The sequence below is a fragment of the Acidovorax cavernicola genome (assembly GCF_003581445.1).
Map to the genome: position 1 here is coordinate 31,004 of NZ_QXMN01000022.1, position 25,047 is coordinate 56,050.

Sequence of the window (25,047 nt, forward strand, 5' to 3'; positions counted from 1 at the left end):
CGCCGCCCACCCAGCCTCCTCAGGCGCGCGCAGCGCGCAGGCGGGTCGAGAACTCGCGCAGGCCGGCAATGCCGCTGGCTTCCGCACGATGGCACCAGGCTGCCAGATCGGCCGCCAGTTGCTCGCGCGAGTGCGAGGTGTTGAGCCAGAGCTGACGCAGCTCTTCGCGCATCGTGACCATCTTGTCGAGCACCGGGTGCGCGGCACGAGCCTGCACCAGATGGGTGCGCGCCGAGGCAGGCACCTTGTCGTCGTCGCGATGCAGCCAGCGCTTGGCCGCCTTGAGCACCGACAGGTCGGCGCCCTTGGCTTTCAGCACTGCGATTTCGTCGCTGGTCGCACGGCGCATTTCGCGGGCGTAGCCGGCCATCACCTCGTAGCGATTGGCAATGACAGCCTCGAGCGTCTTCTCGTTGGCCACGGGCTGGATGTCGCCCATCAGCATCTTCGGCGGCACCTTCTTGACCTTGGCCCAGCCGAGCTTCTGGAACACCTGGATGTAGATCCAGCCGATGTCGAACTCGTACTTCTTGACCGAGAACTTGGCCGAAGTCGGGTAGGTGTGGTGGTTGTTGTGCAGCTCTTCGCCACCGATGATCAGGCCCCAGGGCATGATGTTGCGGCTGGCGTCGGCCGCCTCGAAGTTGCGATAGCCCCAGTAGTGGCCAATGCCGTTGATGATGCCGGCAGCGGTGATCGGGATCCAGAGCATCTGGACCGCCCACACGGCCATGCCGAGCGCGCCGAACAGCGCGAGGTTGATCACCAGCATCAGGCCCACACCCTGCCAGCTGTAGCGCGTGTACAGGTTGCGCTCGATCCAGTCATCGGGCGTGCCGTGACCGTAGCGCTCCATCGTTTCCTTGTTCTTCGACTCGGCACGGTACAACTCGGCGCCGCGCCAGAGCACTTCCTCGATGCCCTTGACCTGCGGGCTGTGCGGGTCGTCGACGGTTTCGCACTTCGCGTGGTGTTTGCGGTGAATGGCGACCCATTCCTTCGTCACCATGCCGGTGCCGATCCACAGCCAGAAGCGGAAGAAGTGCGAGGGGATCGGACCCAGGTCCATCGCCTTGTGCGTCTGCGTGCGGTGCAGAAAGATCGTGACCGCGGCGATCGTGATGTGCGTGGTGACGAGCGTGTACAGCACGACTTGCCACCAGGCAATGTCCCACAGGCCGTGTCCGAGCCATTCGATGACCGCGTTCAGAACGGCGGAGTCAGGAAGCATCATTGAGTCAGGTACTCCATGGCCACACGAAGGTGCAGCCTTCAGGTAACCCGCTATTTTAGGATGTCAGGGCCAAATCGAGGCCTTTTGTCCTTCTGTCACACCGCAGATTTACCCTAGTTTGGAGCCCTGGCTCTATTTACGGTTCCACACGGCGGCAAAAAAGCCGTCCGTGGCGTGGCGGTGAGGCCACAACCGCAGATAACGACGGCCGTCTTCCCCGCCCGCGCAGAGGGCCTCGGCGCCCTCCACCTTGAGCCCCTGGAGCAGTTCCGCCGCATCCATGGGCACGAAATCGGGGTTGGCGGCGGCAAAAGCCTCGGCGATGGCCTCGTTTTCCTCCGGCAACACGCTGCAGGTGGCATACACCAGCCGGCCGCCCGACTTCACGAGCCGCGCCGCGCTTTGCAGGATGGCGGTCTGCTTGACCGTCAGCTCGGCCACCGACTTGGCCGATTGCCGCCATTTGAGGTCAGGGTTGCGGCGCAGCGTGCCGAGCCCCGAACAGGGCGCGTCGACCAGCACCCGGTCGATCTTGCCGGCCAGGCGCTTGATCCGGTCGTCACGCTCGTGGGCGATCGCAGCCGGGTGCACGTTCGAGAGCTTGCTGCGCGCCAGCCGCGGCTTGAGCGCGTCGAGGCGGTGGGCCGAGGTGTCGAAAGCGTAGAGCCGGCCAGTGTTGCGCATGGTTGCGCCGATGGCCAGGGTCTTGCCGCCCGCGCCGGCGCAGAAGTCGACCACCATTTCGCCGCGCTTGGCGTCCAGCACCAGCGCCAGCAGCTGGGAGCCTTCGTCCTGCACCTCGATGGCGCCACGGGCGAAAGCGTCGAGCTTGGTCAACGCCGGCTTGCCGTCGATACGCAGGCCCCAGGGCGAAAACGGCGTCGCTTCCGATTTGATAGCAGCCTTCGCAAGCTCCGCCTTCACTTCAGCACGCTTGTCCGTGAACGCATTGACGCGCAGGTCGAGCGGCGCCGGCTGCTGCAGGCTGTCGACCATGGGCCAGAAGCCGTCGCCCAGTTGCGCCTTGAGCGGCGCGACCAGCCATTCGGGCAGGTTGTGGCGATGGCGCTCGAGCAGGTCGTCGGGCTTGACGGCATCGCAGTTGTCGAGCCAGCGCTTTTCGGTGTCGTTGAGCGCGCTCTTCAGGAAGTCGCGCGGGCCGTGAAAGCCCAGGATCGCCATGCGGCGCTCCTTCGAACCGCTGCCCGAGGGCGACAGGTGATCGAACAGCAGCTTCTTGCGAAGCACGGTGTAGACAGTCTCGGCAAGCGTCGCGCGCTCGCGCGGGCCGAACTCGCGGTGGTCGCGGAAAAAGCGCGAAACGACCTGATCGGCCGGGTGATCGAATTTCAGGACCAGGCCGACCAGATCGGCGGTGGCCTCCAACAGGGCTTTGGGATGCATAGCCCCGATTGTCTCAGCCGGCCGGACTCGCGACCGACGCGCCTCAGGCGCCGCGCACCCAGACGGTCCCGAAGGCCTGCCGCTCGATGTCTTCCAGCGTGGGCGAATGCCCGGCCCAGAGCACGAGCGCCGCCCCCGGCAGGGTCAGGGTCTGCTCGAGCTCGCGACACAGGTGCCAGCGGTCCTCGTCGTCGAGCCCCGGCACTTCGACGAACACGATGTACGCCCGTCGCCAGGCGAATTCGCGCAGGTTCTTGCGCACCACCCACAGCCGCGACACCGGCAGGCAGCGCACGATGTCGGCGCGCAACTCGCCCAGTTCGTGGTCGTTCAGGTCGTGGCGCGAAATCTGGCTGAAGAACGGCGTGTCGGTGATCTCTTCCCACGCACGCGCCTCGGCCTCCTCCGCCTCCTTGAGCCGTGCCCGCCACAGCTTGAGCCCCTGCTCGTCGTGCGGCCCCGCCTCGGCGTCCTCGAGCGAGGCGACGGCGTGCTTCGCCGCCCACCAGCGGCTGGCCACCCCCGACTGGTGCAGCCGCTCAAGCACGGCCAGGCGTTCGGCGCGCTCGCGCACGGGCAGCATCTGGGCCAGCCCACGCAAGGCGCCCGGGTGATCCGGCGCGATCCGCAGCGCGCTTTCGTAGCGCGCGCGCACCGGCGACGCCGGGTCGAGCCGGCGCTCGGCGTCGGCCCACTCGACCATTTCGTCGGGCGTATTGCGTTCGCCCCGGGCCGCCAGCACCGCGATGCGCTCCCGGATGCGCGACCGGTGCGCGTGGTGCTGCTTCCAGTCGGCGGCGTGGGCGCGGCGCCAGGCGTTGTCGAAATGGGAGATCCACTTGTGCTTGTCGGCCAGCATGTCGAGCGCAGGCCGCTGCGACCAGGTCGGCAGCGCCGGCTTCTGGTTCAGTGCTTCCAGACGGTCGCGCAGGACCGGGTGGGTGTCGTCCAGGTCGCTGACGCGCCGCATCGCATCACGCAGCGCCTGGCGCGCGAACTCCTCGCTGGGCGGCGTGCGTGCGCGCTGCCGCAGGGCGGCGAACGGCCCGGGCGGCAGCGGCTCGCGCTCGGCACGCGCCCAGTGCCAGGGCCAGAACTCGCTGGCGTACCAGTTGCCCTTGATGGCGATTTCGGTGAGCGCGGCGGCGGCCACCGCGGTGCCAAGCAGCCGGCCCGAGATGCGGTCGGCCTCGTACTCGTCCTGGCGGGCCAGCGCGAAGGTCTTGGCGGCAAAACGCGGAAAGTACCAGCGGAAAAAAGCCTGCGACACCAGCGCCATCACACCCTCGTCGCGCTGCAGGCTGGCATCGAGCCGCAGCCACGACAGCCGCGTGCGGTAGATCCAGGCGCTCAGCCGGCCGTGGTTGCCGCGCAGGTGTCCGTATTCGTGGGCCAGCACCGACAGCAGGCGCTGCCGGTCCAGCATCATGAGCAGCGGCAAGCCGATGCTCAGCGAGTTGAGCGCGCCGCCGAACAGGCCGAAGCGCGGCACCTGGCGGATGCTGGCGTTGAAGTTGTCGTCCAGGTAGACGCGGTGCACCGGCGGCCCCTTGATCCGCTCGCGGATGCGGTCCAGCGCCTCGAACAATCCGGGCGCGTCGGCGCGCGTCAGCGGCTCGCCGTCGGGCTCGTCGAAATGCACCCAGAGCGCGCGCAAGGTCGCCCAGAACAGGCCCAGCGCAAACACGAGCAGCCAACCCCGGGTGAAGTTGAAGCGCCCCTCGGCCACCGAGACGACCACCCAGGCCACAATGCCCACCGCCAGCCCGAGGCAGGCCAGCACCCAGAGGTAGCCGAGCGCGGCGAACGCCGCGACGCCACGCCGGTAGCGCGCGCTGTCGTCCGCACTCGCGTGCTCGCTCAGGCGAACCAGGTGAACAAAATCCGCACGGTCCATCCGACTCCCGTCAAATACACATCCGACAGTTGTTACCGAAGAAAGAAGTGCCCCGTTGAACGACGAAGACCTCCCTCCCCTGATCGAAACGCCCCCGGGTCGCTACCGCCACTACAAGGGCGGCGAGTACGACGTGATCGGCACCGTCCGCCACAGCGAGACGCTGGAGCCGATGACGCTGTACCGCGCTCTCTACGGTGCCCGCGGCCTGTGGGTCCGGCCCGCCGCGATGTTCGAAGAAACCATCGAGATCGATGGCCGGCCGCAACGCCGCTTCACCCCGATCGACGCTCAGCCGCAGTGAACGTCCTTGACGCGGCCGCGCGCGTCCACGCTGATGTTGAGCCGTCCGGCGTTGAGTTCCATCGTGACCGCCTGGTTGGGCTTGAGCACCCGCACCGTGCCGGCGCCGGCACGCGCACGCGCGGCGGCCTCGAGCTGGGGCGTTGCCTGCTGGCCCACGGCAAAGCGGGCGCCCTCGGCGTTGCACTGGAAGACGGGCTCCGCTGGCGCGGCGGGTGCCGGGGCGGCTCCGGCAGCAGGTGCCGGGGCGGGCGCCGGCGCAGCGCAGGCGGCCAGCAGGGCCGCAGCGGCCAACGTCAACAGTAGCGATTGGGTTTTCAAAGTCTTGGCTCCCGAAAACCCGCGAATATAAACAACTTTAAGCTTTGTGACTCAATGTATCCGCAAGCCATCCAGCGATGGCGCGCGGATACAGCAGGTGCTCCTGGGACAGCACTCGGCCGGCCAGCGTGGCGGCCGTGTCGCCCGGCAGCACCGGCACCACGGCCTGCGCGAGGATCGGTCCGTGGTCGAGTTCGGCCGTGACCTGGTGCACCGTCACCCCGGCCACTTTGCAGCCCGCCTCGATGGCGCGCTGGTGCGTGTGCAACCCCGGAAAAGCCGGCAGCAGCGAGGGGTGGATGTTCACCAGCCGTCCCGCGTAGCGCGCCACGAAGCCCGGTGTCAGGATGCGCATGAAGCCCGCCAGCACCACCAGCGCCGGCGCATGGGCGTCGACCGCCTCGGCCAGCGCTGCGTCGAAGGCCTCACGGCTGTCGAAGGACTGGTGCGGCACCACGGCGGTGGCGATGCCATGCGCCTTGGCAAGCGCCAGCCCGCCGGCCTCCGCCTTGTTGCTGATGACGGCGGCAATGCGCGCGCCGAAGCGCTCGGCCCAGCGGTCGCGCTCGGCGGCGCGCACGATGGCCGCCATGTTCGAGCCGCCGCCGGAAATCAGGATCACGATGTTCTTCATGGGAGGCCGGGATTATCCCGTGCCCCGCCGACGCCCTTCGAACCCCATGCACCGGCGTGCTTGTCGCGACGCGGACACCGGATCGCAGCACGACCGTGCTAAAACTCGCAATTCCGGAGACACCCCGCGTCTGCGGTGGACCGATCAACACAGCGAGGCACGCATGGATTTGAGCTTCACACCCGAAGAACAGAAGTTCCGCGAAGAAGTTCGCGCATGGGTCAAAGAGAACCTTCCCCAGGAGGTTTCGCACAAGGTGCACAACGCGCTCGAACTGACGCGCGACGATCTGCAAGGCTGGGCCAAGATCCTTGGCAAGAAGGGCTGGCTGGGCTACGGCTGGCCCAAGGAATTCGGCGGCCCCGGCTGGACCGCCGTGCAGCGCCACCTCTTCGAGGAAGAAACCGCACTGGCCGGCGCGCCGCGCATCATCCCCTTCGGCCCCGTCATGGTGGCCCCGGTGATCATGGCCTTCGGCAACGCCGAGCAGCAAAAGCGCTTCCTCCCCGGCATCGCCAGCGGCGAAGTCTGGTGGAGCCAGGGCTACAGCGAACCCGGCTCGGGTTCCGACCTGGCCTCGGTCAAGACCAAGGCCGAGCGCAAGGGCGACAAGTACATCGTCAACGGCCAGAAGACCTGGACCACGCTCGGCCAGCACGGCGACTGGATGTTCAACCTCGTGCGCACCAGCAACGAAGGCAAGCCCCAGACCGGCATCAGCTTCCTGCTGCTGGACATGAAGTCGCCCGGCGTCACCGTGCGCCCGATCAAGCTGATCGACGGCGGCGTCGAGGTGAACGAAGTGTTCTTCGACAACGTCGAAGTGCCGGCCGAGAACCTGATCGGCGAAGAGAACAAGGGCTGGACCTATGCCAAGCACCTGCTCTCGCACGAACGCACCAACATCGCCGACGTGAACCGCGCCAAGCGCGAACTCGAACGCCTCAAGCGCATCGCCAAGAGCGAAGGCGTGTACGACGACCTGCGCTTCCGCGACGAAATCGCCAAGCTCGAAGTCGACATCGTCGCGCTCGAAATGATGGTGCTGCGCGTGCTCTCGGCCGCGACCTCGGGCAAGAACTCGCTCGACGTGGCCGGCCTGCTCAAGATCCGCGGCAGCGAGATCCAGCAGCGCTACGCCGAACTGATGATGCTGGCCGGCGGCCCCTATTCGCTGCCGCTGATCCGCGAAGCCATGGAAGCCGGCTGGCAGGGCAACTTCCCCGGTGGCAACCCGGCGCTGGCTCCGCTGGCATCGACCTTCTTCAACATGCGCAAGACCACGATCTACGGCGGCTCGAACGAAGTCCAGCGCAACATCGTGGCGCAAACCGTCCTGGGCTGAGGAGACACCAACATGGATTTCAATTTTTCGGAAGACCAGGACCAGCTGCGCGACGCCGTTCGCAAATGGGTCGACAAGGGCTATGACTTCGAGCGCCGCCGCGGCATCGAGGCCAAGGGCGGCTTCTCGCGCGAGGCCTGGGACGAACTGGCCGAGCTCGGCCTGGGCGGTCTGTACATCGGCGAAGACGACGGCGGCCTGGGCATGGGTCCGGTGGTCGGCATGGTCGTGATGGAAGAACTGGGTCGCGGCATCGTACTGGAGCCCTTCGCGCAGACGCTGATCGCCGGCGCCGTGCTCGGCGGCTACGCCGATGCGGCCACCAAGGAAAACTGGCTGCCGCGCATCGCCGGCGGGCAGGCCATCGTGGTGCTGGCTTACCAGGAGCGCAAGGCCCGCTACCGCCTCGACGTGTGCGACGCCACCGCCACCAAGTCGGGCAACGGTTATTCGCTGACCGGCGCCAAGAGCGTGGTGCCCGTGGGCGACGAGGCCGATGCCTTCATCGTGCCCGCCAAGGTCGACGGCAAGATCGCCCTCTTCCTGGTCGAGCGCAGCGCCAGCGGCGTCGAAGCGCGCGGCTACGGCACGCAGGACGGCGGCCGCGCGGCCGAAGTCGTGTTCGACAAGGCCGACGCCACGCTGGTCACGACCGACGGCCTGGCCGCGCTCGAGTACGCGGTCGATGTCGGCATTGCCGCCACCTGCGCCGAAGCGGTCGGCGTGCTCGACAAGACGCTCGACGTCACGATCGACTACCTGAACCAGCGCAAGCAGTTCGGCGTGCTCATCTCCAGCTTCCAGGCGCTGCGCCACCGCGTCGCCGACATGAAGATGCAGCTCGAACTCGCGCGCTCGATGAGCTACTACGCGACCCTGAAGCTCAACGCCCCGGCCGACGAGCGCCGCCAGGCGCTGGCCCGCGCGAAGTACCAGCTGGGCGTGTCGATGCGCTACGTCGCAGCGAACTCGGTGCAGCTGCACGGCGGCATCGGGGTGACCGACGAGTACATCGGCAGCCACTACTTCCGCAAGCTCACGCAGCTCGAGCTGACCTTCGGCGACACGCTGCACCACCTCGGCGAGGTATCGGCACGCATGCAGGACACTGCCGGCGTCTTCGCCTGACGGCTGTTTTTCTATAGCATCCAACGCCCGCCCGCCTTGCGCCGGCGGGCGTTTTCACTTCTGGGGCCCAAGCCCCCAGCCAGGAGAGAGACAGCCATGCCTTCCCGTCGCACCCTGCTTGCCTTGGCCCTTGCCGGAACCGCAGCCGTCACCTTGCTGACCGCCTGCGCCACCGCCCCTTCTTCCTCCGCCGAACGCCCGCCGATCGTCTTCATGCACGGCAACGGCGACTCCGCCGCGCTGTGGCAGACCACGATCTGGCGCTTCGAGTCGAACGGCTGGCCGCGCGAGCGGCTCTTCGCGATCGACCAGCCCTATCCGCTGGCCCGCGACGACGATGCCGTTGCGCAGGCCGGGCGCAGCTCCACCGCCGAGTCGGCCGCGTTCCTGCGCGCCGAGGTCGAGAAGGTGCTCAAGGCCACGGGCGCGGCCAAGGTCGTGCTGATCGGCAACTCGCGCGGCGGCAACACCATACGCAACTACGTGCAGAACGGCGGCGGCGCGGCCGTGGTGAGCCATGTGGTGCTCGGCGGCAACCCGGCGCACGGCATCTGGAAGGTGAAGGGCCTGCGCGAGAACAACGAGTTCTCGGGCCTGTCGGCCTTCATGCAACAGCTCAACGCCCCCAAGGGCCCGAATGGCGACGAGGTCACGCCCGGCGTGCAGTGGCTCACGCTGCGCTCGGACAACAACGACAAGTACGCCCAGCCCGACGGCCTGTGGATCGGCTCGCCGGGCCAGCCGACGAACATCGGCTTCGATGGGCCGGCGCTGAAGGGCGCGACCAACCTCGTGCTGCCGCGCGTCGACCATCGCGAGACCTCGTTCTCGCCGGCGGCCTTCGCGGCGACCTGGCAGTTCCTCACCGGTGAGGCCCCGCGCAGCACCGATGCGACGCCCGAATCGGCGCCCGTGCTCGACGGTCGCGCGATCGGCGCCGACAACCTTGCACTGACCGGCGCGCAGGTCACGGTCTACGCCGTCGATCCGGCCACGGGCGCACGGCGCGGCGAGGCGGCCCACCAGAAGACCATCGGCGCCGACGGCCGCTGGGGACCGTTCAACGCGCAGGCCGGCGCTGCCTACGAGTTTGTCCTCGACGTCCCCCATCAGGGCGTCACACATATCTACCGCAGTCCCTTCGCGCGCAGCAGCCGTGTGGTGAACCTGCGGCCCGAGCGCCTCGCGCCGGCCGAGAGCGGCGCCGGTGCGGTGGTCGTCTTCTCTCGGCCGCGCGGGTACTTCGACGCCCAGCGCGACACCATGCGCTTCGACGGCCAGACGCCGCCGCCCGGCGTGCCGGCCAAGGGCGCGGGCCAGTCGACCTCGCGGGTGCGCATCGCAGCCGGCGCGCCGCAACGCGCGGTCGGCGCCGAGTTCAACGGCGAGCGCCTCACCGGCCAGAGCTGGCCTGCAGCGCAGGGGCACACCACGGTGCTGGAACTGACCTACTGATCGGGAACGCATCGCCATGAACGACTCCCCCTTTGTCCTCTCGGCGCGCGACGCACGCGGCGTGGTCACGCTGACACTGAACCGCCCTGCCGCGTTCAACGCGCTCTCTGAAGGCATGCTGGGCGCGCTCGAACAGGCATTGGCCGGCATCGCGGCCGACGAGACCGTGCGCGCCGTCGTCATCGCCGCAGCCGGCAAGGCCTTCTGCGCGGGCCACGACCTGAAGGAAATGCGCGCCGAACCCTCGCTCGACTACTACCGGCAGCTGTTCGACCGGTGCGGCGCGATGATGCTGTCGATCCAGCGCCTGCCCGTGCCAGTGATCGCGCGCGTGCACGGCCTGGCGACGGCGGCGGGCTGCCAGCTGGTCGCGGTCTGCGATCTGGCCGTGGCTTCGAGCGAGGCCCGCTTCGCCGTCAGCGGCGTCAACGTGGGACTGTTCTGCGCCACGCCGGGCGTCACGCTATCGCGCAACCTCGGACGCAAGGAAGCTTTCGAGATGTTGGTGACCGGTGAATTCATCGGCGCGGAAGAAGCACGCGAAAAGGGCCTGGTCAACCGGGTTGCGCCACCGGAAGGGCTCGACGCCGCGGTCGAGGCGCTGGTCGCCAGCATCGTCGCCAAGCCCCGCACGGCGCTTGCGCTGGGCAAGGCGCTGTTCTATCGCCAGCTCGAGACCGGCATCGAGGCCGCGCTGGCCGACGCCAGCCAGACCATGGCCTGCAACATGATGGACGAGAGCGCGCTGGAAGGCGTGCAGGCCTTCATCGAGAAGCGGCCGCCGGCCTGGAAGGGCTGAAATGACAAAGGAGGCCGAGGCCTCCTTTTTTCTTCCTGCCTGTTTCCTGCCTGCTTCCTGCCCGTCAGGTGTCGTGCAAGCGGGACGACTGCGGCAGGTGCGCCATCAGGAACTCCATCTGGTCCGCCAGGATGCGGCGGTTGCGCAGGATGAAGTCCTCCCACAGGCTGGGCACGTAGGGCGCATACAGCAGCGGCATGTTCGCCTGCTCGGGCGTGCGGCTGCTCTTGCGGTGGTTGCAGGGCTTGCAGGCCGTGACCACGTTCATCCAGGTGTCGATGCCGCGCTGCGCGAACGGAATGATGTGCTCGCGCGTGAGTTCGTCTTCGTGGAAATGGCCGCCGCAGTAGGCGCAGACGTTGCGGTCGCGCGAGAACAGCTTGCTGTTGGTCAGGCCCGGGCGCTGCGCAAAGGGATTGATGCGCGGCACGCCCTTGGTGCCGATGATGCTGTTGATCGCGATCTGCGACTGCTCGCCCGTGATCGCGTTGTGGCCGCCACGGAACACGGCCACCTGCGCACCCACTTCCCAACGGACTTCGTCCGCCGCGTAGTGGATCACCGCCTGTTCCAGCGAAATCCATGACTGGGGCAGCCCTTGGGCCGACAGCTTCAAGACCTTCACACACGCCTCCTCGAAACGAGAAAACCACGCAGAGACCAGAGACTCGGGGTGCATCGGCGACTCACGCCAACCCACGCACTGCGTCACAATATACCGGCTTTGTGACAAATCGGCCTGATTTGCCCATTCGACGGGCGTCAGGCGCTATCAAAAAGATAATCTCCCATGCAGGTTTTCCGCGGCTTCCGACACCCGGGCGTAGCTCCGGCCTGCGCCCTCACGATCGGGAATTTCGACGGCGTCCACCGGGGCCACCAGGCCATGCTGGCGCTGCTGCAGACCGAGGCCCGCCATCGCGGGCTGCCCAGTTGCGTGCTGACCTTCGAGCCGCACCCGCGCGACTATTTCGCCGCCGTCACCAAGAAGCCCGACCTGGCCCCGGCCCGCATCGGCACGCTGCGCGACAAGCTGACCGAGCTGGCGGCCTGCGGCGTGGACCAGACCATCGTGCTGCCCTTCGACGGCCGGTTGGCATCCCAGTCGCCCGAGGCGTTCATCCAGAACGTGCTGATCGACGGCCTGGGCGCGCGCTACGTGCTGGTGGGCGACGACTTCCGCTTCGGTGCCAAGCGCGCCGGCGACTACGCCATGCTCGACGCGGCCGGCGAGGCCCGCGGCTTCGACGTCGCGCGCATGAACAGCTACGAGGTGCACGGCCTGCGGGTGTCCAGCTCGGCCGTGCGCGAGGCGCTGGCCGAGGGCCGCATGGCCGACGCTCACACGCTGCTGGGGCGCCCGTACACCATCTCGGGCCACGTGGTTCATGGCCGCAAGCTGGGCCGTGCGCTGGGCGCGTCGCAGCCGGGCAAGGACGACGGTTTCCGCACCCTCAACCTGCGCTTCAAGCACTGGAAACCCGCCGCCAGCGGCATCTTCGCGGTGCTGGTGCACGGCCTGGCCGACCAGCCGCTGCCCGGCGTGGCCAACCTCGGCGTGCGGCCCTCGCTGGACGCCAACGACGTCAACGGCGGACGCGTGCTGCTCGAGACGCATTGCCTGGAGTGGCCCTCCCATCTGGGGGCCGAAGGGGCCTACGGTAAAATCGTGCGCGTGGAACTCCTGCACAAACTGCACGACGAATTGCGCTACACCAGCCTCGAAGCCCTCACCGCGGGCATCGCGAAGGATGGCCGCGACGCACGCGCGTTCTTCGCATCGACCCACGCCGAGACCCATCGCCAGACCACGCGCGATCGAATTTAGCCCTGCACGGCACCGTGCTGCCGCCCTTGGACAAGCTCAGGGCGAACGGCTTTCTCTTCCGCACCGACGCTATATGCAGTTCGGGCTGAGCCTGTCGAAGCCCCCTCTGTTTCGCCGCACCCCACCATGTCTGACGCTGCTTCCCCCAAAGATTACCGTTCCACGCTGAACCTGCCCGACACCCCCTTCCCGATGCGCGGCGACCTGCCCAAGCGCGAACCGGGCTGGGTGAAGGAATGGAACGACGAAGGCCGTTACCACCGCCTGCGCGACGCCCGCCACGGCGCGCCCAAGTTCATCCTGCACGACGGCCCGCCCTACGCCAACGGCCAGATCCACATGGGTCACGCGGTGAACAAGATCTTGAAGGACATGATCACCAAGGCGCGCCAGCTCGAAGGCTTCGACGCGCTGTACGTGCCCGGCTGGGACTGCCACGGCCTGCCGATCGAGAACGCCATCGAAAAGCAGTTCGGCCGCAACCTGAGCCGCGACGAGATGCAGGCCAAGAGCCGCGCCTACGCCACCGAGCAGATCGCCCAGCAGATGGCCGACTTCCAGCGCCTGGGCGTGCTGGGCGAATGGGACCATCCGTACAAGACCATGGACTTCGCCAACGAGGCCGGCGAGCTGCGCGCCTTCAAGCGCGTGATCGAGCGTGGCTTCGTGTACCGGGGCCTCAAGCCCGTGTACTGGTGCTTCGACTGCGGCTCCTCGCTGGCCGAGTTCGAGATCGAATACGCCGACAAGAAGAGCCAGACCATCGACGTGGCCTTCAAGGCGCACGAGCGCGAGAAGGTGCTCAAGGCCTTCGGCACCGACCACACGATCCTCGGCGACATCTTCGCCGTGATCTGGACCACCACCGCGTGGACCATCCCGGCCAACCAGGCGATCAACCTGAACCCCGAGCTGGAGTACTCGCTGGTCGACACCGAGCGCGGCCTGCTGATCCTGGCCAATTCGCTGGTCGAGATGTGCATGACGCGCTATGCGCTGGACGGCAAGGTGCTGGCCACGGTCAAGGGTGAGGCGCTCGGCGGGCTCGAATTCGAGCACCCGCTGTACGACGTGGACGCCGGCTACCGGCGCCTGTCGCCCATCTACCTGGCCGACTACGCCACCGCCACCGACGGCACGGGCCTCGTGCACTCCTCGCCTGCCTACGGCGTCGACGACTTCAACTCCTGCATCGCCCATGGCGTGGCGTACGACGACATCCTGAACCCGGTGCAGGGCAACGGCAGCTACGCGCCCGACTTCCCGCTGTTCGGCGGCCAGAACATCTGGAAGGCCGTGCCGGTGATCATCGCCGCGCTGCGCGATGCCAACCGCCTGCTGACCACCGAGACCATCACCCACAGCTATCCGCACTGCTGGCGCCACAAGACGCCGGTGATCTACCGCGCGGCCGCGCAGTGGTTCGTGCGCATGGACGAAGGCGAAGGCGTGTTCACCAAGGACAAGGCGCCCAAGACGCTGCGCCAGACCGCGCTCGACGCCATCGAGCAGACCAGCTTCTACCCCGAGAACGGCCGGGCCCGCCTGCACGACATGATCGCCGGGCGTCCCGACTGGTGCATCAGCCGCCAGCGCAGCTGGGGCGTGCCGATCCCGTTCTTCCTGCACAAGGATTCGGGCGAGCTGCACCCGCGCACCATGGAGATCCTCGACCAGGCCGCCGACATCGTCGAGAAGGGCGGCATCGAGGCTTGGAGCCGCGTGACGGTCGAGGACATCCTGGGCGCCGAAGACGCACCGAGCTACACCAAGAGCACCGACATCCTCGAGGTGTGGTTCGACTCGGGCTCGACCTTCTCGCACGTGCTGCGCGGCACCCACCCGAACGTGCACCACGAGACCGGCCCCGAGGCCGACCTGTACCTCGAAGGCCACGACCAGCACCGCGGGTGGTTCCACTCGTCGCTGCTGATCGCCTGCATGCTGGAAGACCGTGCGCCGTACAAGGGCCTGCTCACGCACGGCTTCACGGTGGATGCCAAGGGCATCAAGATGAGCAAGTCGCTCAAGAACGGCATCGACCCGCAGGAAATCAGCAACAAGCTGGGCTCGGAAATCATCCGCCTGTGGGTGGCGGCGAGCGACTACTCGGGCGACATCGCGGGCGACGACAAGATCCTCGCGCGCGTGGTCGACGCGTACCGCCGCATCCGCAACACGCTGCGCTTCCTGCTCGCGAACACCAGCGACTTCGACATCGCAAAAGATGCCGTGCCGCTCGACCAGCTGTTCGAGATCGACCGCTACGCGCTCGCGCGCGCGGCGCAGTTCCAGGCCGAGATCCTCGCGCACTACCAGGTGTACGAGTTCCATCCGGTGGTGGCCAAGCTGCAGATCTACTGCTCGGAAGACCTGGGCGGCTTCTACCTGGACATCCTGAAGGACCGCTTGTACACGACGGCCCCGGGCTCGCTCGCGCGCCGCAGCGCGCAGACGGCGCTGTGGCACATCTCGCAAGCCATGCTGCGCTGGATGGCGCCCTTCCTGAGCTTCACGGCCGAAGAGGCCTGGAAGATCGTGGGCACCGGCAAGACCGGCGAATCGATCTTCACGCAGACCTACAGCCAGTTCGCCGCACCCGACGAGGCGCTGCTCGCCAAGTGGAGCCGCATCCGCGAGATCCGCGACGGCGTCAACAAGGACATCGAGGCCGTGCGCGCCGAAGGCAAGGTCGGCTCGTCGCTGCAGGCCAACCTGCAGCTGAATGCACCAGCCGACGACTTCGCGCTGCTGGGTTCGCTGGGCGACGACCTGAAGTTCGTGTTCATTGCCTCGGCCGTGGCGCTGGCGGCGGGCGACACCCTGTCGACTGTGGTCACGCCCAGCACCGCACCCAAGTGCGAACGCTGCTGGCACTACCGCGAGGACGTGGGCCACGACGCGGCGCACCCGACCCTGTGCGGCCGCTGCACGAGCAACCTGTTCGGCGCGGGCGAATCGCGCAGCGTGGCCTGATGGCGACGGCCCGTTCCGCCTCGTCGGCCTCGCGTTCGCGCGGGGCCAGCATCTGGCCCTGGCTGGCACTGGCGCTGATCATCGTGCTGATCGACCAGTTCACCAAGACGCTGATCCTGGGCTACTACAAGCTCTACGACTCGACCTACGTGACGAGCTTCTTCAACGTCGGGCGCTGGCACAACACGGGCGCGGCCTTCTCGTTCCTGGCCGACCACTCGGGCTGGCAGCGCTGGTTCTTCACGGCGATCGGCGTGGCGGCGGCGATCTTCATCGTCTGGATGCTGAGGTCGCACGCGGGCCAGAAGCTCTTCTCGTTCGCCATGGCCTGCATCCTGGGCGGCGCCATCGGCAACGTGGTCGACCGGATGATGCACGGCTACGTTGTCGACTTCCTGAGCTTCCACTGGGGCAACTGGTACTTCCCGGCGTTCAACGCAGCGGACAGTGCCATCACACTCGGCGCGATCTGCCTGATCGTCGACGAGATCCGGCGAGTGCGCAGGGGCAAGTAAGCCAGTTCTCAGCGAGGGGCCCACGGGCCCCTTTTTCTTTGGCCTTCCTTGGCGCATGCCCTGCGCCAGCGGCCGCGGGTTTCTCCTCACTTCCCCGCCCTGTCATCGCGAAGTCATACTGCGCCGGTCCAATGTAATCGATTACATGAACCACGCAACGGACCTCGCACGATGAGCATTCAAGCCGTAGCCGCCCAGGCCGGGGTCTCCGTGGCCACGGTGTCGCGCGCCTTCAATTTCCCCGACAAGGTCACGCCGGCCACGCGCGAACTGGTGGAGCGGGTGGCGCGCGAGCTCAACTACCTGCCCAACGCCAGCGCCCGCACCTTGCGCACCCAGCGCAGCCGCACGCTCGGCGTGGTGCTGCCCACGCTGCTGAACCCGACCTTCGCCGAATGCCTGCAGGGCATTGCGCGGGCGGCCGTCGCGGGCGGCTACGCGATCCTGCCGGTCACCACCGGCTACAGGCTCGACGAGGAAGAACGTGCGGTCCAGCTGCTGCTGGCGGGCAACGTCGACGGGCTGATCCTGGTGGTGTCGAACCCGTCGACGTCGGCCGCGCTGCAGCGCCTGCAGACCGCCGGCGTGCCCTACGTGCTGGCCTACAACCGGCATTCCGACCACCCCTGCGTGTCGGTAGACAGCGAGGGCGCGGTGGCCGATGCGGTCACGCGCCTCGTGCTGCTGGGCCACCGCCGCATCGCGATGGTCAGCGGCACACTGGCCGCGTCGGACCGCGCGCAGCAGCGCTACCGCGGCTACCAGCGCGGCATGGCCGAGGCCGGCCTCGACGCACCGCCGCTCATTGAAGTGCCCTTCGTCGAGACCGCCGTCGACGCGCTGTGCGCCGAGCTGCGCCCGCGCACGCGTCCCACGGCGCTGGTCTGCTCGAACGACCTGCTCGCGATCCGCAGCATCCGCGCCGCACATTTGAGCGGCCTCGCGGTGCCCGACGACCTGAGCGTGGTCGGCTTCGACGGGATTGCGCTCGGCGAAGACCTCACACCCGCGCTCACCACCATCGCGCAGCCCAACAGCGACATCGGCCGCCACAGCGTCGAGCTGCTGGTGCAGGCGATGGCCGGCGGCCGCACGCTGCAGGCCGACGCGAGCCTGCTGCTCCCCCATGCCTTCCGAGACGGCGAGTCGTGCGCGAGTGCGCGCGAAGACAACGACGCCGCAGTGTCCTGACCCCGACCTCACCACCCCTTCCAGGAGTTCTTCCATGTCCCTTCGCTTCCACCGATTCGCCCGCCTCGGCGTGCTGGCTGCCGCCCTTGTCGCTGCCAGCGGCGCCATGGCCCAGACCGCCATTTGCTACAACTGCCCGACCGAATGGGCCGACTGGGGCACCCAGCTGAAGGCCATCAAGGCCAGGACGGGCATCACCGTGCCGGCCGACAACAAGAACTCGGGCCAGTCGCTCGCGCAGCTGGTCGCCGAGAAGGCCAGCCCCGTGGCCGACATCACCTACCTGGGCGTGACCTTCGCGGTGCAGGCCGCGAAGGACGGCGTGGTCGAGCCCTACAAGCCGGCCGCCTGGAAGGACATCCCCGACGGCCTGAAGGACCCGGCCGGCCACTGGTTCACCATCCACTCGGGCACGCTCGGCTTCATGGTCAACGTCGACGCGCTCAAGGGCAAGCCGGTGCCCAAGTCGTGGGCCGACCTGCTCAAGCCCGAGTACAAGGGCCTGATCGGCTACCTCGACCCGGCCTCGGCCTTCGTAGGCTACGTGGGTGCCGTGGCGGTGAACCAAGCGCGCGGCGGCACGCTCGACAACTTCAAGCCGGCCATCGACTACTTCAAGGCGCTGCAGAAGAACGAGCCCATCGTGCCGAAGCAGACCTCGTACGCGCGCGTGCTCTCGGGCGAGATCGCGATCCTGCTCGACTACGACTTCAACGCCTACCGCGCCAAGTACAAGGACAAGGCCAACGTCGCCTTCGTCATCCCGAGCGAAGGCACGCTGGCCGTGCCCTACGTGATGAGCCTGGTCGCCAAGGCGCCGCACGCGGCCGACGCGAAGAAGGTGCTCGACTTCACGCTGTCCGACGAAGGCCAGGCGATCTGGGCCAAGGCCTACTTGCGCCCGGTGCGCGCCAGCGCCATGCCCAAGGAGATCGAGGCGCAGTTCCTGCCCGCGAGCGACTACGCGCGCGCCAAGACCGTCGACTACGCCCGCATGGCCGAAGCGCAACGCGCCTTCTCCGACCAGTACCTGAAAGAAGTGCGCTGACCCGCAGGGCATGAGATGACGCAAGCCACCACCTCCAACGCCTGGAATCCGCGCTGGCGGCTGCTCGCCTGCGTCGCGCCGGCGGCCGTCTTCTTCGCGGCCTTCTGGCTGCTACCGGTGGTGCGCCTGCTGGCGCTGCCGGCCGACAAGGGCGCCGCCACCTACTTCGCGGTGCTGACCGATGCGCGCTACCTGCAAAGCATGGCCAACACCGTCGCGCTGTCGGTGGCGGTGACGCTGGCCACGCTGGTGCTGGGCGCGGCGGTGGGCATCTACCTCGCGCGCCATGCCTTCCCGGGCAAGCGCATGCTGCTGTCGCTGCTCACGCTGCCGCTGTCGTTCCCGGGCGTGATCATCGGTTTCTTCGTGATCCTGCTCGGCGGACGCCAGGGCGTGATCGCCGACCTGAGCGACACGCTCGTCGGCGAGCGCATCACCTTCGCCTACGGCCTGCTCGGTCTGTTCCTGGCGTATCTGTATTTCTCGCTACCGCGCGCCATTGCCACCTATGCCGCCGCGGCCGAATCGATGAACACGCAGCTCGAAGAAGCGGCGCGCTCGCTCGGCGCTTCGAAGCTGCGCGTGGCGCGCGACGTGTGGATGCCCGAGCTCGCGCCCACCACACTGGCCTGCGGCGCCATTCTTTTCGCCACCTCGATGGGCGCCTTCGGCACGGCCTTCACGCTGGCCAGCAAGTTCGAGGTGATCCCGATCACCATCTACAACGAGTTCACCAACTACGCCAACTTCGCGCTCGCCGCGTCGCTGTCGATTTCGCTGGGCGTCGTGACCTGGCTGGTGCTCTTCGTGGCACGCCGCTTCGGCGCGAACCCGATCGCCCGATGATGAAGACACCCTCGCAACCCCGGGCCCCGTTCCTGCTCGCCGTCACGGTGCTCGTGAGCCTCTTCATGATCGCGCCGATGCTGCTGTCGGTGATGGCGGGCCTCGTCAACAACTACAGCGCCGGACTGAAGAGCGGCCTCACGCTGCGCTGGCTCGGCGAGGTGTGGGAGAACTACGGCGGCACCGTCGGCTGGTCGCTCGCGCTGGCCGTGGCCTGCGTCGTGTGCACCGTGCTGCTCGGCGTGCCCTGCGCCTATGCACTGGCGCGCAGCCGTTCGCGCGCGGCGCGCATCTTCGAAGAGTTGCTCACGCTGCCGGTCGCTGTGCCGGGACTGGCGACGGCACTCGCGCTGATCCTCGCCTACGGCCAGCTCACGGCCTTCCGCCAGAGCTTCGCCTTCATCCTCGTGGGCCACATCGTCTTCACGCTGCCCTTCATGGTGCGCACCGTGAGTTCGGCCTTCCAACGCGACGACCTGCTCGCGCTGGAAGAGGCTGCGCGCTCGCTGGGCGCGAACTTCCGCCAGCGCTTCATGGGCATCCTCGTGCCCGCCGTGTTCCCCGCCATCGTGGCCGGCAGCCTGATGGTGTTCACGCTCTCCGTGGGCGAGTTCAACCTCACCTGGATGCTGCACACGCCGCTCACGCGCACGCTGCCCGTGGGCCTGGCCGACAGCTACGCCTCGATGCGCATCGAGATCGGCTCGGCCTACACGCTGGTCTTCTTCGCCGTCATCCTTCCCGTGCTGTGGAGTCTGCAGTACCTTGCCAATCTGATTCAAAAGCGCCATGGAACTTGAACGCATCCCCGTCGACATCTCGAACTGCGCGAAGACCTATGCCGACGGCACGCGCGGCCTGCACTCCACCGACCTGCGCGTGGAGGCCGGCGAAGTGCTCGCGCTGCTCGGCCCCTCGGGCTGCGGCAAGACCACGCTGCTGCGCCTCATCGCGGGACTGGAAGCGCCCGACGCCGGCAGCCGCATCGTGTTCGGCGACCAGGACGTCACGCAGCGCCCGGTCGAACACCGCGGCGTGGGCATGGTGTTCCAGAGCTACGCCCTCTTTCCGCAGATGACGGTGGCGGCCAACATCGGCTACGGCCTGCGCATCCGCGGCGTGTCGCCCGATGAAGAAAAGCGCGCCGTGGGCGAGCTGGTCGATCTCGTGCGCCTGGGCGGGCTGGAGAGCAAGCGTCCCGCCGAACTCTCGGGCGGCCAGCGCCAGCGCGTGGCCCTGGCGCGCGCCGTGGCCGTGCGCCCGCGCGTGCTGCTGCTCGACGAGCCGCTGGCCGCGCTCGACGCCAAGCTCAAGGAGTCGCTGCGCGACGAACTCGCCGAGCTGCTGCGCCGCCTGCACATCACGGCCATCCACGTCACGCACGACCAGCAGGAAGCGCTGGCCATCGCCGACCGGCTCGCGGTGATGCGCGCCGGGCGCATCGTGCAGGTGGGCCGCGGCGAAGACCTGTACCGTTCGCCCGCGCATCCCTTCGTGGCCGAGTTCCTGGGCCGGGTCAACCGGCTCGAACGCGGCGCCGACGCCATCTCGCAGGGCGTTGTCCGACTCGGAGGCTCGTTCCTGCCCTGCCCCGCGCCCTGGCAGCAGCATGCGACGCTGCTGGTGCGGCCCGAAGACATCGAGGTCGGCGCGCCCCCTCCAGGTGACGCGACCGGATGGGGACACGCCACCGTCGAACGCCGTACCTTCCTCGGTGACCGCGTGCAGTTGCATCTGCGCGTGCAGGACCAGCCCGTGCTGGTGGCCGACGTGGGACGCGACACCCCCTTCGGACCGGGCGACGCGGTGGGCCTGCGCATCCCCGCCGACCGCCTGATGACGTCGCAGGAGACCCGCGCATGACGACCACAACCAACCCCACGACCTTCCTGGTCCAGCTGACCGACCTGCACATCCGCGAACCGGGCCGGCTGGCCTACGGCCGCATCGACACCGCGCCCTACCTCGCGCGCGCGGTGCAATCGGTGCTCGCGCTGCGCCAGCCGCCCGACGCGGTGGTGATCACCGGCGACCTGACCGACTTCGGCCGCGCCGCCGAGTACGAGCACCTGGCCCGCCTGCTGGCGCCGCTGACGATGCCCGTCTACCTGCTGCCCGGCAACCACGACGACCGCGACCAGCTGCGCCGCAGCTTCCCCGGCCACGCCTACCTGGGCACGGGTGCCGACACGCACGGTTTCGTCCAGTACTCGGTGCGCGTCGGCGCGCTGCGGCTGCTCACGCTCGACACCTGCGTGCCCGGCGCCAGCCACGGCACGCTGTGCGAGCGGCGCCTGGCCTGGCTCGAAGCCCAGCTCGATGCCTGCCGCCACGAACCCGTGGTCGTCGCCATGCACCACCCGCCCTTCCAGACGCTGATCGGCCACATGGACGAGATCGGCCTGCTGGAAGGCGCCGACGCGCTCGAAGCCCTGCTGCGCCGCTACACGAACGTCGAGCGCGTGATCTGCGGCCACCTGCACCGCGCCATCGACGTGCGCTTCGGCGGCACCATCGCCTCGACCTCGCCGGCGCAGGCCCACCAGGTCTGCCTCGACCTGGCGCCCGACGCCGCCTCGGCCTGGACGCTGGAACCGCCCGCCTTCCGGGTGCATGCCTGGTCCCCGGCAGGAGGCCGGCTCGTCACCCATCTGGCCGCCTCCGGCGCCTTCGAAGGCCCTTATCCTTTCCACGACAACGGGGCCCTGATCGACTGAAGCGTCTACTTGTGCAGAATGGGGCCGAAACGAACCAAAACGAAAACAAGAGAAAGGTCAGAATCCGCCCTCCATGAAGCACCTCCTGAATCTGCTTGCGGCAGTCGCCCTGCTGGTGTGGGGCACGCACCTCGTGCGCACCGGCGTGCTGCGCGTGTTCGGCGCCAACCTGCGCAAGATCCTCGTGCAGAGCATGCGCAACCGCTTCACGGCCGCGCTCTCGGGCATCGGCGTCACGGCGCTCGTGCAGTCGAGCACGGCCACGTCGCTGATGACCTCCTCCTTCGTCGGGCAGGGCCTGGTCACGCTGCCGGCCGCGCTGGCGGTGATGCGGGGCGCCGACATCGGCACGGCGCTGATCTCGGTGCTGTTCTCGGCCGACCTGTCCTGGCTCTCGCCGATGTTCATCTTCGTGGGGGTGGTGCTGTTCATCACGCGCTCGGCCACCGTGGCGGGCCGGGTGGGGCGGGTGCTGATCGGGCTCGGGCTGATGCTGCTGGCGCTGCAGCTGGTGGTCGCGGCCACCGAGCCGCTCTTCTCGTCGCCGGCCGTGCGCGCGCTGCTCGCGTCCATCACCAGCGACGTGCTGCTCGAGATCACCCTCGGCGCCGCCCTGGCCATCGTGGCGTACTCCAGCCTGGCGGTGGTGCTGCTGGTGGCGGCCATGGCGAGTTCGAACGTGGTGCCGCTCGATGTGGCCCTGGGCCTGGTGCTCGGTGCCAACCTCGGCAGCGGCCTGCTGGCGGTGCTGACCACCGCACGCTCGGCGGTGTCGGTGCGCCAGGTCACGGTCGGCAACCTGCTGTTCAAGGCGTTGGGCGTCGCGCTGGTCACGCCCTTTGTCGGCCTGTGGATCCGCTACGTGCAGCCCGAGCTGCCCAACCAGACGCACGGCGTGGTGCTGTTCCACCTGGCGTTCAACATCGTGATCAGCATCGGCTTCATCGGCCTCACGCAGTGGGTTGCCAAGCTCGTGACACGCATGCTGCCCGTGCCGCCGCAGCCCGTGGGCACCAGCCGTCCGCACCACCTCGACCCCTCGGCGCTGTCGACACCCTCGCTCGCCATTTCGAATGCCGCGCGCGAGGCCCTGCACCAGGCCGACATCGTCGAGACCATGCTCATCGGCACGCTCGACGTGATCCGCAACAACGACCTGCGGCTGGCGCAGGAGCTGCGGCAGCTGGACGACACGGTGGACGAGCTGTACTCGGCCATCAAGTACTACATGACGCGCATCTCGCGCGAGGCGCTGGGCGAAGAGGAAAGCCGGCGCTGGACGGACATCATCAGCTTCACGATCAACATGGAGCAGATCGGCGACATCATCGAGCGCGTGATCATCGACATCGAGGACAAGAAGATCAAGCCGCAGCGCAACTTCTCAGCCGCGGGGATGGCGGAGATCGTGGAGCTGCATGGGCGGCTCATTGCCAACCTGCGGTTGAGCATGAGCGTGTTCCTGAATGGGAATGTGCGGGATGCGCAGAAGCTTCTGGAAGAGAAGGCGCGGTTCCGGGACCTGGAGCGGGCTTATGCGACGACTCACCTGGATCGGTTGTCGGATCAGACAACCTTGAGCATTGAGACGAGCTCGCTGCACATCGACTTGATCAGCGATTTGAAGCGGATCAATTCGCATATCTGTTCTATTGCTTATCCGATTCTGGAGTCGGCGGGGGCGTTGGCGCCTAGTCGGCTTCGTGAATCGCGGTTGGGGAAGATTGAGGGCTGAGTCGGTTTGCTTTCCGGGGCCGGGTCTCGGCCCGGCGGCCGACCTACTTTTCTTTGCTTCGCCAAAGAAAAGTAGGCAAAAGAAAGGCGACCCTGCTGTCTGCGTCCCTTCGCTGCGCTACGGGCAACCTGCGGTGCTCGCATTTCGCGGGGTCTCGCCCAAACTCGCTTCGCTCAAACAAGGGCGAGCCCTGATCCGCGAAACGCTGCGCTCCTCGGCGCATACAGAAGGGATTGGGGAACCGGACTCGCCATCGCTTCGCTCGGCTTCCAACACCTCACGGGCCTTCGCTTCGCTTGGCCTGGGGCCTCCCCCAAAGAATCGTCCAGGGCCGAGCAACGCGATGGCCCTACCGGCCCGAGCGCAGCGATGGGCCGTCCCCTCCCCCTCCCCTCTGGCTGCGCCGAGGAGCGCAGCGTTTCGCGGATCAGGGATCGCAGCTGTTTGAGCGAAGCGAGTTCTGCGAGACCCCGCGAAACGCGAGCACCGCAGGTTGCCCCGTAGCAACGCGAAGGGGTCGCAGACAGTGGGGTCGCCTTTTCTTTGCTTACTTTCTTTTGGCGAAGCAAAAGAAAGTAAGTCGCCCGCCGGGGCGAGACCCGGCCCCGGAAACCAAACCTACTTAGCCCCTTGCAAGCCAGCCGCAGTCGTTGCAACAGCTCTACGCGCATACCGCTGCGCCAACACAGCACAAACCATCAACTGCATCTGATGAAACAACATCAAAGGCAGAACAATCGCCCCGACGGCATGCGAAGCAAACAACACCTTCGCCATAGGAATCCCACTGGCCAGACTCTTCTTCGAGCCACAGAAAACGATCGTGATCTCGTCCTCCACATTGAACCCGAAGCGCCGCGCCAGGAACGTCGTCACCCCCAACGCCAACGCCAGCAACACCCCACACACCAACAGCAACCCCAACAACGCACTCACAGGAATCTGCTTCCAAAGCCCTTCAATCACAGCCGCGCTGAACGCCGTATAGACCACCAACAGAATCGACCCCTGGTCCACGAACTTCAGCACCGCAGCGCGCTTCTGAATCCACTTCCCAATCAAAGGACGCGACAGGTGGCCGATCACAAACGGCACCAGCAGCTGCAGCAAGATGCGCCCGATCGCATCGAGCGATGAAGACGACGCCACCGCCCCACCCTCAGGCAAGACAACAAGACTCACCAGCACCGGCGTGATGAACACGCCCAGCAGGGTCGAAGCCGACGCACTGCAGATCGCAGCCGGCATGTTCCCCCGCGCCATGGCCGTGAAGGCAATGGCCGATTGCACCGTCGCCGGCAGCACGCAAAGGAACAGCACACCCGTGTACAGCTGCGGCGTCACCAGCAGCGACAGTGCGGGCCGCAGCGCGAGCCCCAGCAGAGGGAAGAGGATGAAGGTCGCGGCGAACACCAGCAGGTGCAGCCGCCAATGCGTGATGCCCGCCAGGATCGCCTCGCGCGACAGCTTGGCGCCGTGCAGGAAGAACAGCAGCCCGATCGCGACCGTGGTCAGGCCCTCGAAGAAATGCGCCACGCGGCCGCTGGCGGGCAGCAGGCTGGCCAGGGTGACGACCGCGACGAGCGTGAGCGTGAAGTTGTCGGGGAGAAAGCGTGAACGTGCCATGGCCTGCATTGGACCTTCCGCCCATTCAAAAGAGAAATGGATTTA

22 protein-coding genes are annotated in these 25,047 nt (G+C 67.5%); 15 read left to right on the forward strand and 7 right to left on the reverse strand.

The genetic code is table 11. The annotated features are described in order from the left end of the window. Positions 1-19 precede the first annotated feature (19 nt). The 3 genes from D3H34_RS17760 to D3H34_RS17770 form a co-directional block, all read right to left on the reverse strand. Positions 20-1,234 (reverse strand): DesA family fatty acid desaturase, encoded by a 1,215-nt coding sequence (locus D3H34_RS17760; RefSeq protein WP_119555321.1) that lies wholly within the window; start codon positions 1,232-1,234, stop codon positions 20-22. Between the two features lie 132 nt (positions 1,235-1,366). Continuing rightward, positions 1,367-2,638, reverse strand: a complete 1,272-nt coding sequence (locus D3H34_RS17765) for an RsmB/NOP family class I SAM-dependent RNA methyltransferase (RefSeq protein WP_119555323.1) — start codon at positions 2,636-2,638, stop codon at positions 1,367-1,369. 43 nt (positions 2,639-2,681) lie between these two features. After that, the gene (locus D3H34_RS17770; protein WP_119555325.1) at positions 2,682-4,535 is read right to left on the reverse strand and encodes a M48 family metallopeptidase; all 1,854 of its coding nucleotides are present in this window, start codon (positions 4,533-4,535) and stop codon (positions 2,682-2,684) included. Between the two features lie 55 nt (positions 4,536-4,590). Between D3H34_RS17770 and D3H34_RS17775 the strand changes: the two genes are divergently transcribed. After that, on the forward strand, positions 4,591-4,839 hold the full coding sequence (locus D3H34_RS17775) for a DUF1653 domain-containing protein (protein WP_062483076.1): 249 nt from the start codon (positions 4,591-4,593) through the stop codon (positions 4,837-4,839). On the opposite strand, the gene D3H34_RS17780 is transcribed toward D3H34_RS17775, so the two are convergent. After that, on the reverse strand, positions 4,827-5,159 hold the full coding sequence (locus tag D3H34_RS17780; RefSeq protein WP_119555327.1) for an I78 family peptidase inhibitor: 333 nt from the start codon (positions 5,157-5,159) through the stop codon (positions 4,827-4,829). The genes D3H34_RS17775 and D3H34_RS17780 overlap by 13 nt on opposite strands. Positions 5,160-5,196: 37 nt before the next feature. Beyond that, positions 5,197-5,793: a phosphoribosylglycinamide formyltransferase gene (gene purN, locus D3H34_RS17785; RefSeq protein ID WP_119555329.1), complete on the reverse strand. Its 597-nt coding sequence runs from the start codon at positions 5,791-5,793 to the stop codon at positions 5,197-5,199. A 163-nt stretch (positions 5,794-5,956) separates the two neighbouring features. On the opposite strand from purN, the gene D3H34_RS17790 reads away from it, so the two are divergent. From D3H34_RS17790 to D3H34_RS17805, 4 genes are all read left to right on the forward strand, one after another. Beyond that, positions 5,957-7,138 carry an acyl-CoA dehydrogenase family protein gene (locus D3H34_RS17790; protein WP_119555331.1) on the forward strand — a complete coding sequence of 394 codons (1,182 nt, stop codon included), beginning with the start codon at positions 5,957-5,959 and terminating at the stop codon, positions 7,136-7,138. 12 nt (positions 7,139-7,150) lie between these two features. Continuing rightward, positions 7,151-8,266, forward strand: coding sequence for an acyl-CoA dehydrogenase family protein (locus D3H34_RS17795; protein WP_119555333.1), 1,116 nt, complete (start codon positions 7,151-7,153; stop codon positions 8,264-8,266). A gap of 96 nt (positions 8,267-8,362) precedes the next feature. Continuing rightward, on the forward strand, positions 8,363-9,721 hold the full coding sequence (locus D3H34_RS17800) for an alpha/beta fold hydrolase (protein ID WP_119555335.1): 1,359 nt from the start codon (positions 8,363-8,365) through the stop codon (positions 9,719-9,721). A 16-nt stretch (positions 9,722-9,737) separates the two neighbouring features. Then, entirely contained in the window at positions 9,738-10,520 is a 783-nt protein-coding gene (locus D3H34_RS17805) for an enoyl-CoA hydratase (protein WP_119555337.1), read from the forward strand. Between the two features lie 64 nt (positions 10,521-10,584). On the opposite strand, the gene D3H34_RS17810 is transcribed toward D3H34_RS17805, so the two are convergent. Next, positions 10,585-11,145, reverse strand: a complete 561-nt coding sequence (locus D3H34_RS17810) for an HNH endonuclease (RefSeq protein WP_119555339.1) — start codon at positions 11,143-11,145, stop codon at positions 10,585-10,587. A 165-nt stretch (positions 11,146-11,310) separates the two neighbouring features. On the opposite strand from D3H34_RS17810, the gene D3H34_RS17815 reads away from it, so the two are divergent. The 10 genes from D3H34_RS17815 (at position 11,311) to D3H34_RS17860 (ending at position 23,376) form a co-directional block, all read left to right on the forward strand. Then, entirely contained in the window at positions 11,311-12,348 is a 1,038-nt protein-coding gene (locus tag D3H34_RS17815; RefSeq protein WP_119555341.1) for a bifunctional riboflavin kinase/FAD synthetase, read from the forward strand. A gap of 126 nt (positions 12,349-12,474) precedes the next feature. Continuing rightward, on the forward strand, positions 12,475-15,324 hold the full coding sequence (gene ileS / locus D3H34_RS17820; RefSeq protein WP_119555343.1) for an isoleucine--tRNA ligase: 2,850 nt from the start codon (positions 12,475-12,477) through the stop codon (positions 15,322-15,324). Next, complete coding sequence (gene lspA / locus D3H34_RS17825) at positions 15,324-15,839, forward strand: signal peptidase II (RefSeq protein ID WP_119555345.1); 516 nt, start codon at positions 15,324-15,326, stop codon at positions 15,837-15,839. The genes ileS and lspA overlap by 1 nt, the downstream gene beginning before the upstream one ends. Positions 15,840-16,010: 171 nt before the next feature. Beyond that, positions 16,011-17,030, forward strand: coding sequence for a LacI family DNA-binding transcriptional regulator (locus tag D3H34_RS17830; RefSeq protein WP_119555347.1), 1,020 nt, complete (start codon positions 16,011-16,013; stop codon positions 17,028-17,030). A gap of 34 nt (positions 17,031-17,064) precedes the next feature. Next, on the forward strand, positions 17,065-18,078 hold the full coding sequence (locus tag D3H34_RS17835) for an ABC transporter substrate-binding protein (RefSeq protein ID WP_119555349.1): 1,014 nt from the start codon (positions 17,065-17,067) through the stop codon (positions 18,076-18,078). Positions 18,079-18,093: 15 nt separating this feature from the next. Beyond that, entirely contained in the window at positions 18,094-18,924 is an 831-nt protein-coding gene (locus D3H34_RS17840; RefSeq protein WP_119555351.1) for an ABC transporter permease, read from the forward strand. Beyond that, positions 18,924-19,724 carry an ABC transporter permease gene (locus tag D3H34_RS17845; protein ID WP_119555353.1) on the forward strand — a complete coding sequence of 267 codons (801 nt, stop codon included), beginning with the start codon at positions 18,924-18,926 and terminating at the stop codon, positions 19,722-19,724. Before D3H34_RS17840 ends, D3H34_RS17845 begins: the two co-directional genes overlap by 1 nt. Then, the gene (locus D3H34_RS17850) at positions 19,714-20,787 is read left to right on the forward strand and encodes an ABC transporter ATP-binding protein (protein ID WP_119555355.1); all 1,074 of its coding nucleotides are present in this window, start codon (positions 19,714-19,716) and stop codon (positions 20,785-20,787) included. Before D3H34_RS17845 ends, D3H34_RS17850 begins: the two co-directional genes overlap by 11 nt. Then, positions 20,784-21,641, forward strand: a complete 858-nt coding sequence (locus D3H34_RS17855) for a phosphodiesterase (protein ID WP_119555357.1) — start codon at positions 20,784-20,786, stop codon at positions 21,639-21,641. The genes D3H34_RS17850 and D3H34_RS17855 overlap by 4 nt, the downstream gene beginning before the upstream one ends. Before the next feature lie 73 nt (positions 21,642-21,714). Further along, positions 21,715-23,376, forward strand: a complete 1,662-nt coding sequence (locus tag D3H34_RS17860; protein WP_119555359.1) for a Na/Pi cotransporter family protein — start codon at positions 21,715-21,717, stop codon at positions 23,374-23,376. 618 nt (positions 23,377-23,994) lie between these two features. Here the strand turns inward: D3H34_RS17860 and D3H34_RS17875 are convergent. Beyond that, complete coding sequence (locus D3H34_RS17875; RefSeq protein WP_119555460.1) at positions 23,995-25,002, reverse strand: bile acid:sodium symporter family protein; 1,008 nt, start codon at positions 25,000-25,002, stop codon at positions 23,995-23,997. Positions 25,003-25,047: the final 45 nt, after the last annotated feature.

Bases quoted from the DNA above. Each gene is read 5' to 3' on its own strand.
- purN (WP_119555329.1), bottom strand. From the start codon at position 5,793: ATGAAGAACATCGTGATCCTGATTTCCGGCGGCGGCTCGAACATGGCG.
- D3H34_RS17800 (WP_119555335.1), top strand. From the start codon at position 8,363: ATGCCTTCCCGTCGCACCCTGCTTGCCTTGGCCCTTGCCGGAACCGCA.
- ileS (WP_119555343.1), top strand. From the start codon at position 12,475: ATGTCTGACGCTGCTTCCCCCAAAGATTACCGTTCCACGCTGAACCTG.
- D3H34_RS17845 (WP_119555353.1), top strand. From the start codon at position 18,924: ATGAAGACACCCTCGCAACCCCGGGCCCCGTTCCTGCTCGCCGTCACG.
- D3H34_RS17860 (WP_119555359.1), top strand. From the start codon at position 21,715: ATGAAGCACCTCCTGAATCTGCTTGCGGCAGTCGCCCTGCTGGTGTGG.
- D3H34_RS17770 (WP_119555325.1), bottom strand. From the start codon at position 4,535: ATGGACCGTGCGGATTTTGTTCACCTGGTTCGCCTGAGCGAGCACGCG.
- D3H34_RS17850 (WP_119555355.1), top strand. From the start codon at position 19,714: ATGGAACTTGAACGCATCCCCGTCGACATCTCGAACTGCGCGAAGACC.
- D3H34_RS17840 (WP_119555351.1), top strand. From the start codon at position 18,094: ATGACGCAAGCCACCACCTCCAACGCCTGGAATCCGCGCTGGCGGCTG.
- D3H34_RS17765 (WP_119555323.1), bottom strand. From the start codon at position 2,638: ATGCATCCCAAAGCCCTGTTGGAGGCCACCGCCGATCTGGTCGGCCTG.
- D3H34_RS17830 (WP_119555347.1), top strand. From the start codon at position 16,011: ATGAGCATTCAAGCCGTAGCCGCCCAGGCCGGGGTCTCCGTGGCCACG.
- D3H34_RS17760 (WP_119555321.1), bottom strand. From the start codon at position 1,234: ATGATGCTTCCTGACTCCGCCGTTCTGAACGCGGTCATCGAATGGCTC.
- D3H34_RS17790 (WP_119555331.1), top strand. From the start codon at position 5,957: ATGGATTTGAGCTTCACACCCGAAGAACAGAAGTTCCGCGAAGAAGTT.
- D3H34_RS17795 (WP_119555333.1), top strand. From the start codon at position 7,151: ATGGATTTCAATTTTTCGGAAGACCAGGACCAGCTGCGCGACGCCGTT.
- D3H34_RS17855 (WP_119555357.1), top strand. From the start codon at position 20,784: ATGACGACCACAACCAACCCCACGACCTTCCTGGTCCAGCTGACCGAC.
- D3H34_RS17815 (WP_119555341.1), top strand. From the start codon at position 11,311: ATGCAGGTTTTCCGCGGCTTCCGACACCCGGGCGTAGCTCCGGCCTGC.
- lspA (WP_119555345.1), top strand. From the start codon at position 15,324: ATGGCGACGGCCCGTTCCGCCTCGTCGGCCTCGCGTTCGCGCGGGGCC.
- D3H34_RS17805 (WP_119555337.1), top strand. From the start codon at position 9,738: ATGAACGACTCCCCCTTTGTCCTCTCGGCGCGCGACGCACGCGGCGTG.
- D3H34_RS17835 (WP_119555349.1), top strand. From the start codon at position 17,065: ATGTCCCTTCGCTTCCACCGATTCGCCCGCCTCGGCGTGCTGGCTGCC.
- D3H34_RS17875 (WP_119555460.1), bottom strand. From the start codon at position 25,002: ATGGCACGTTCACGCTTTCTCCCCGACAACTTCACGCTCACGCTCGTC.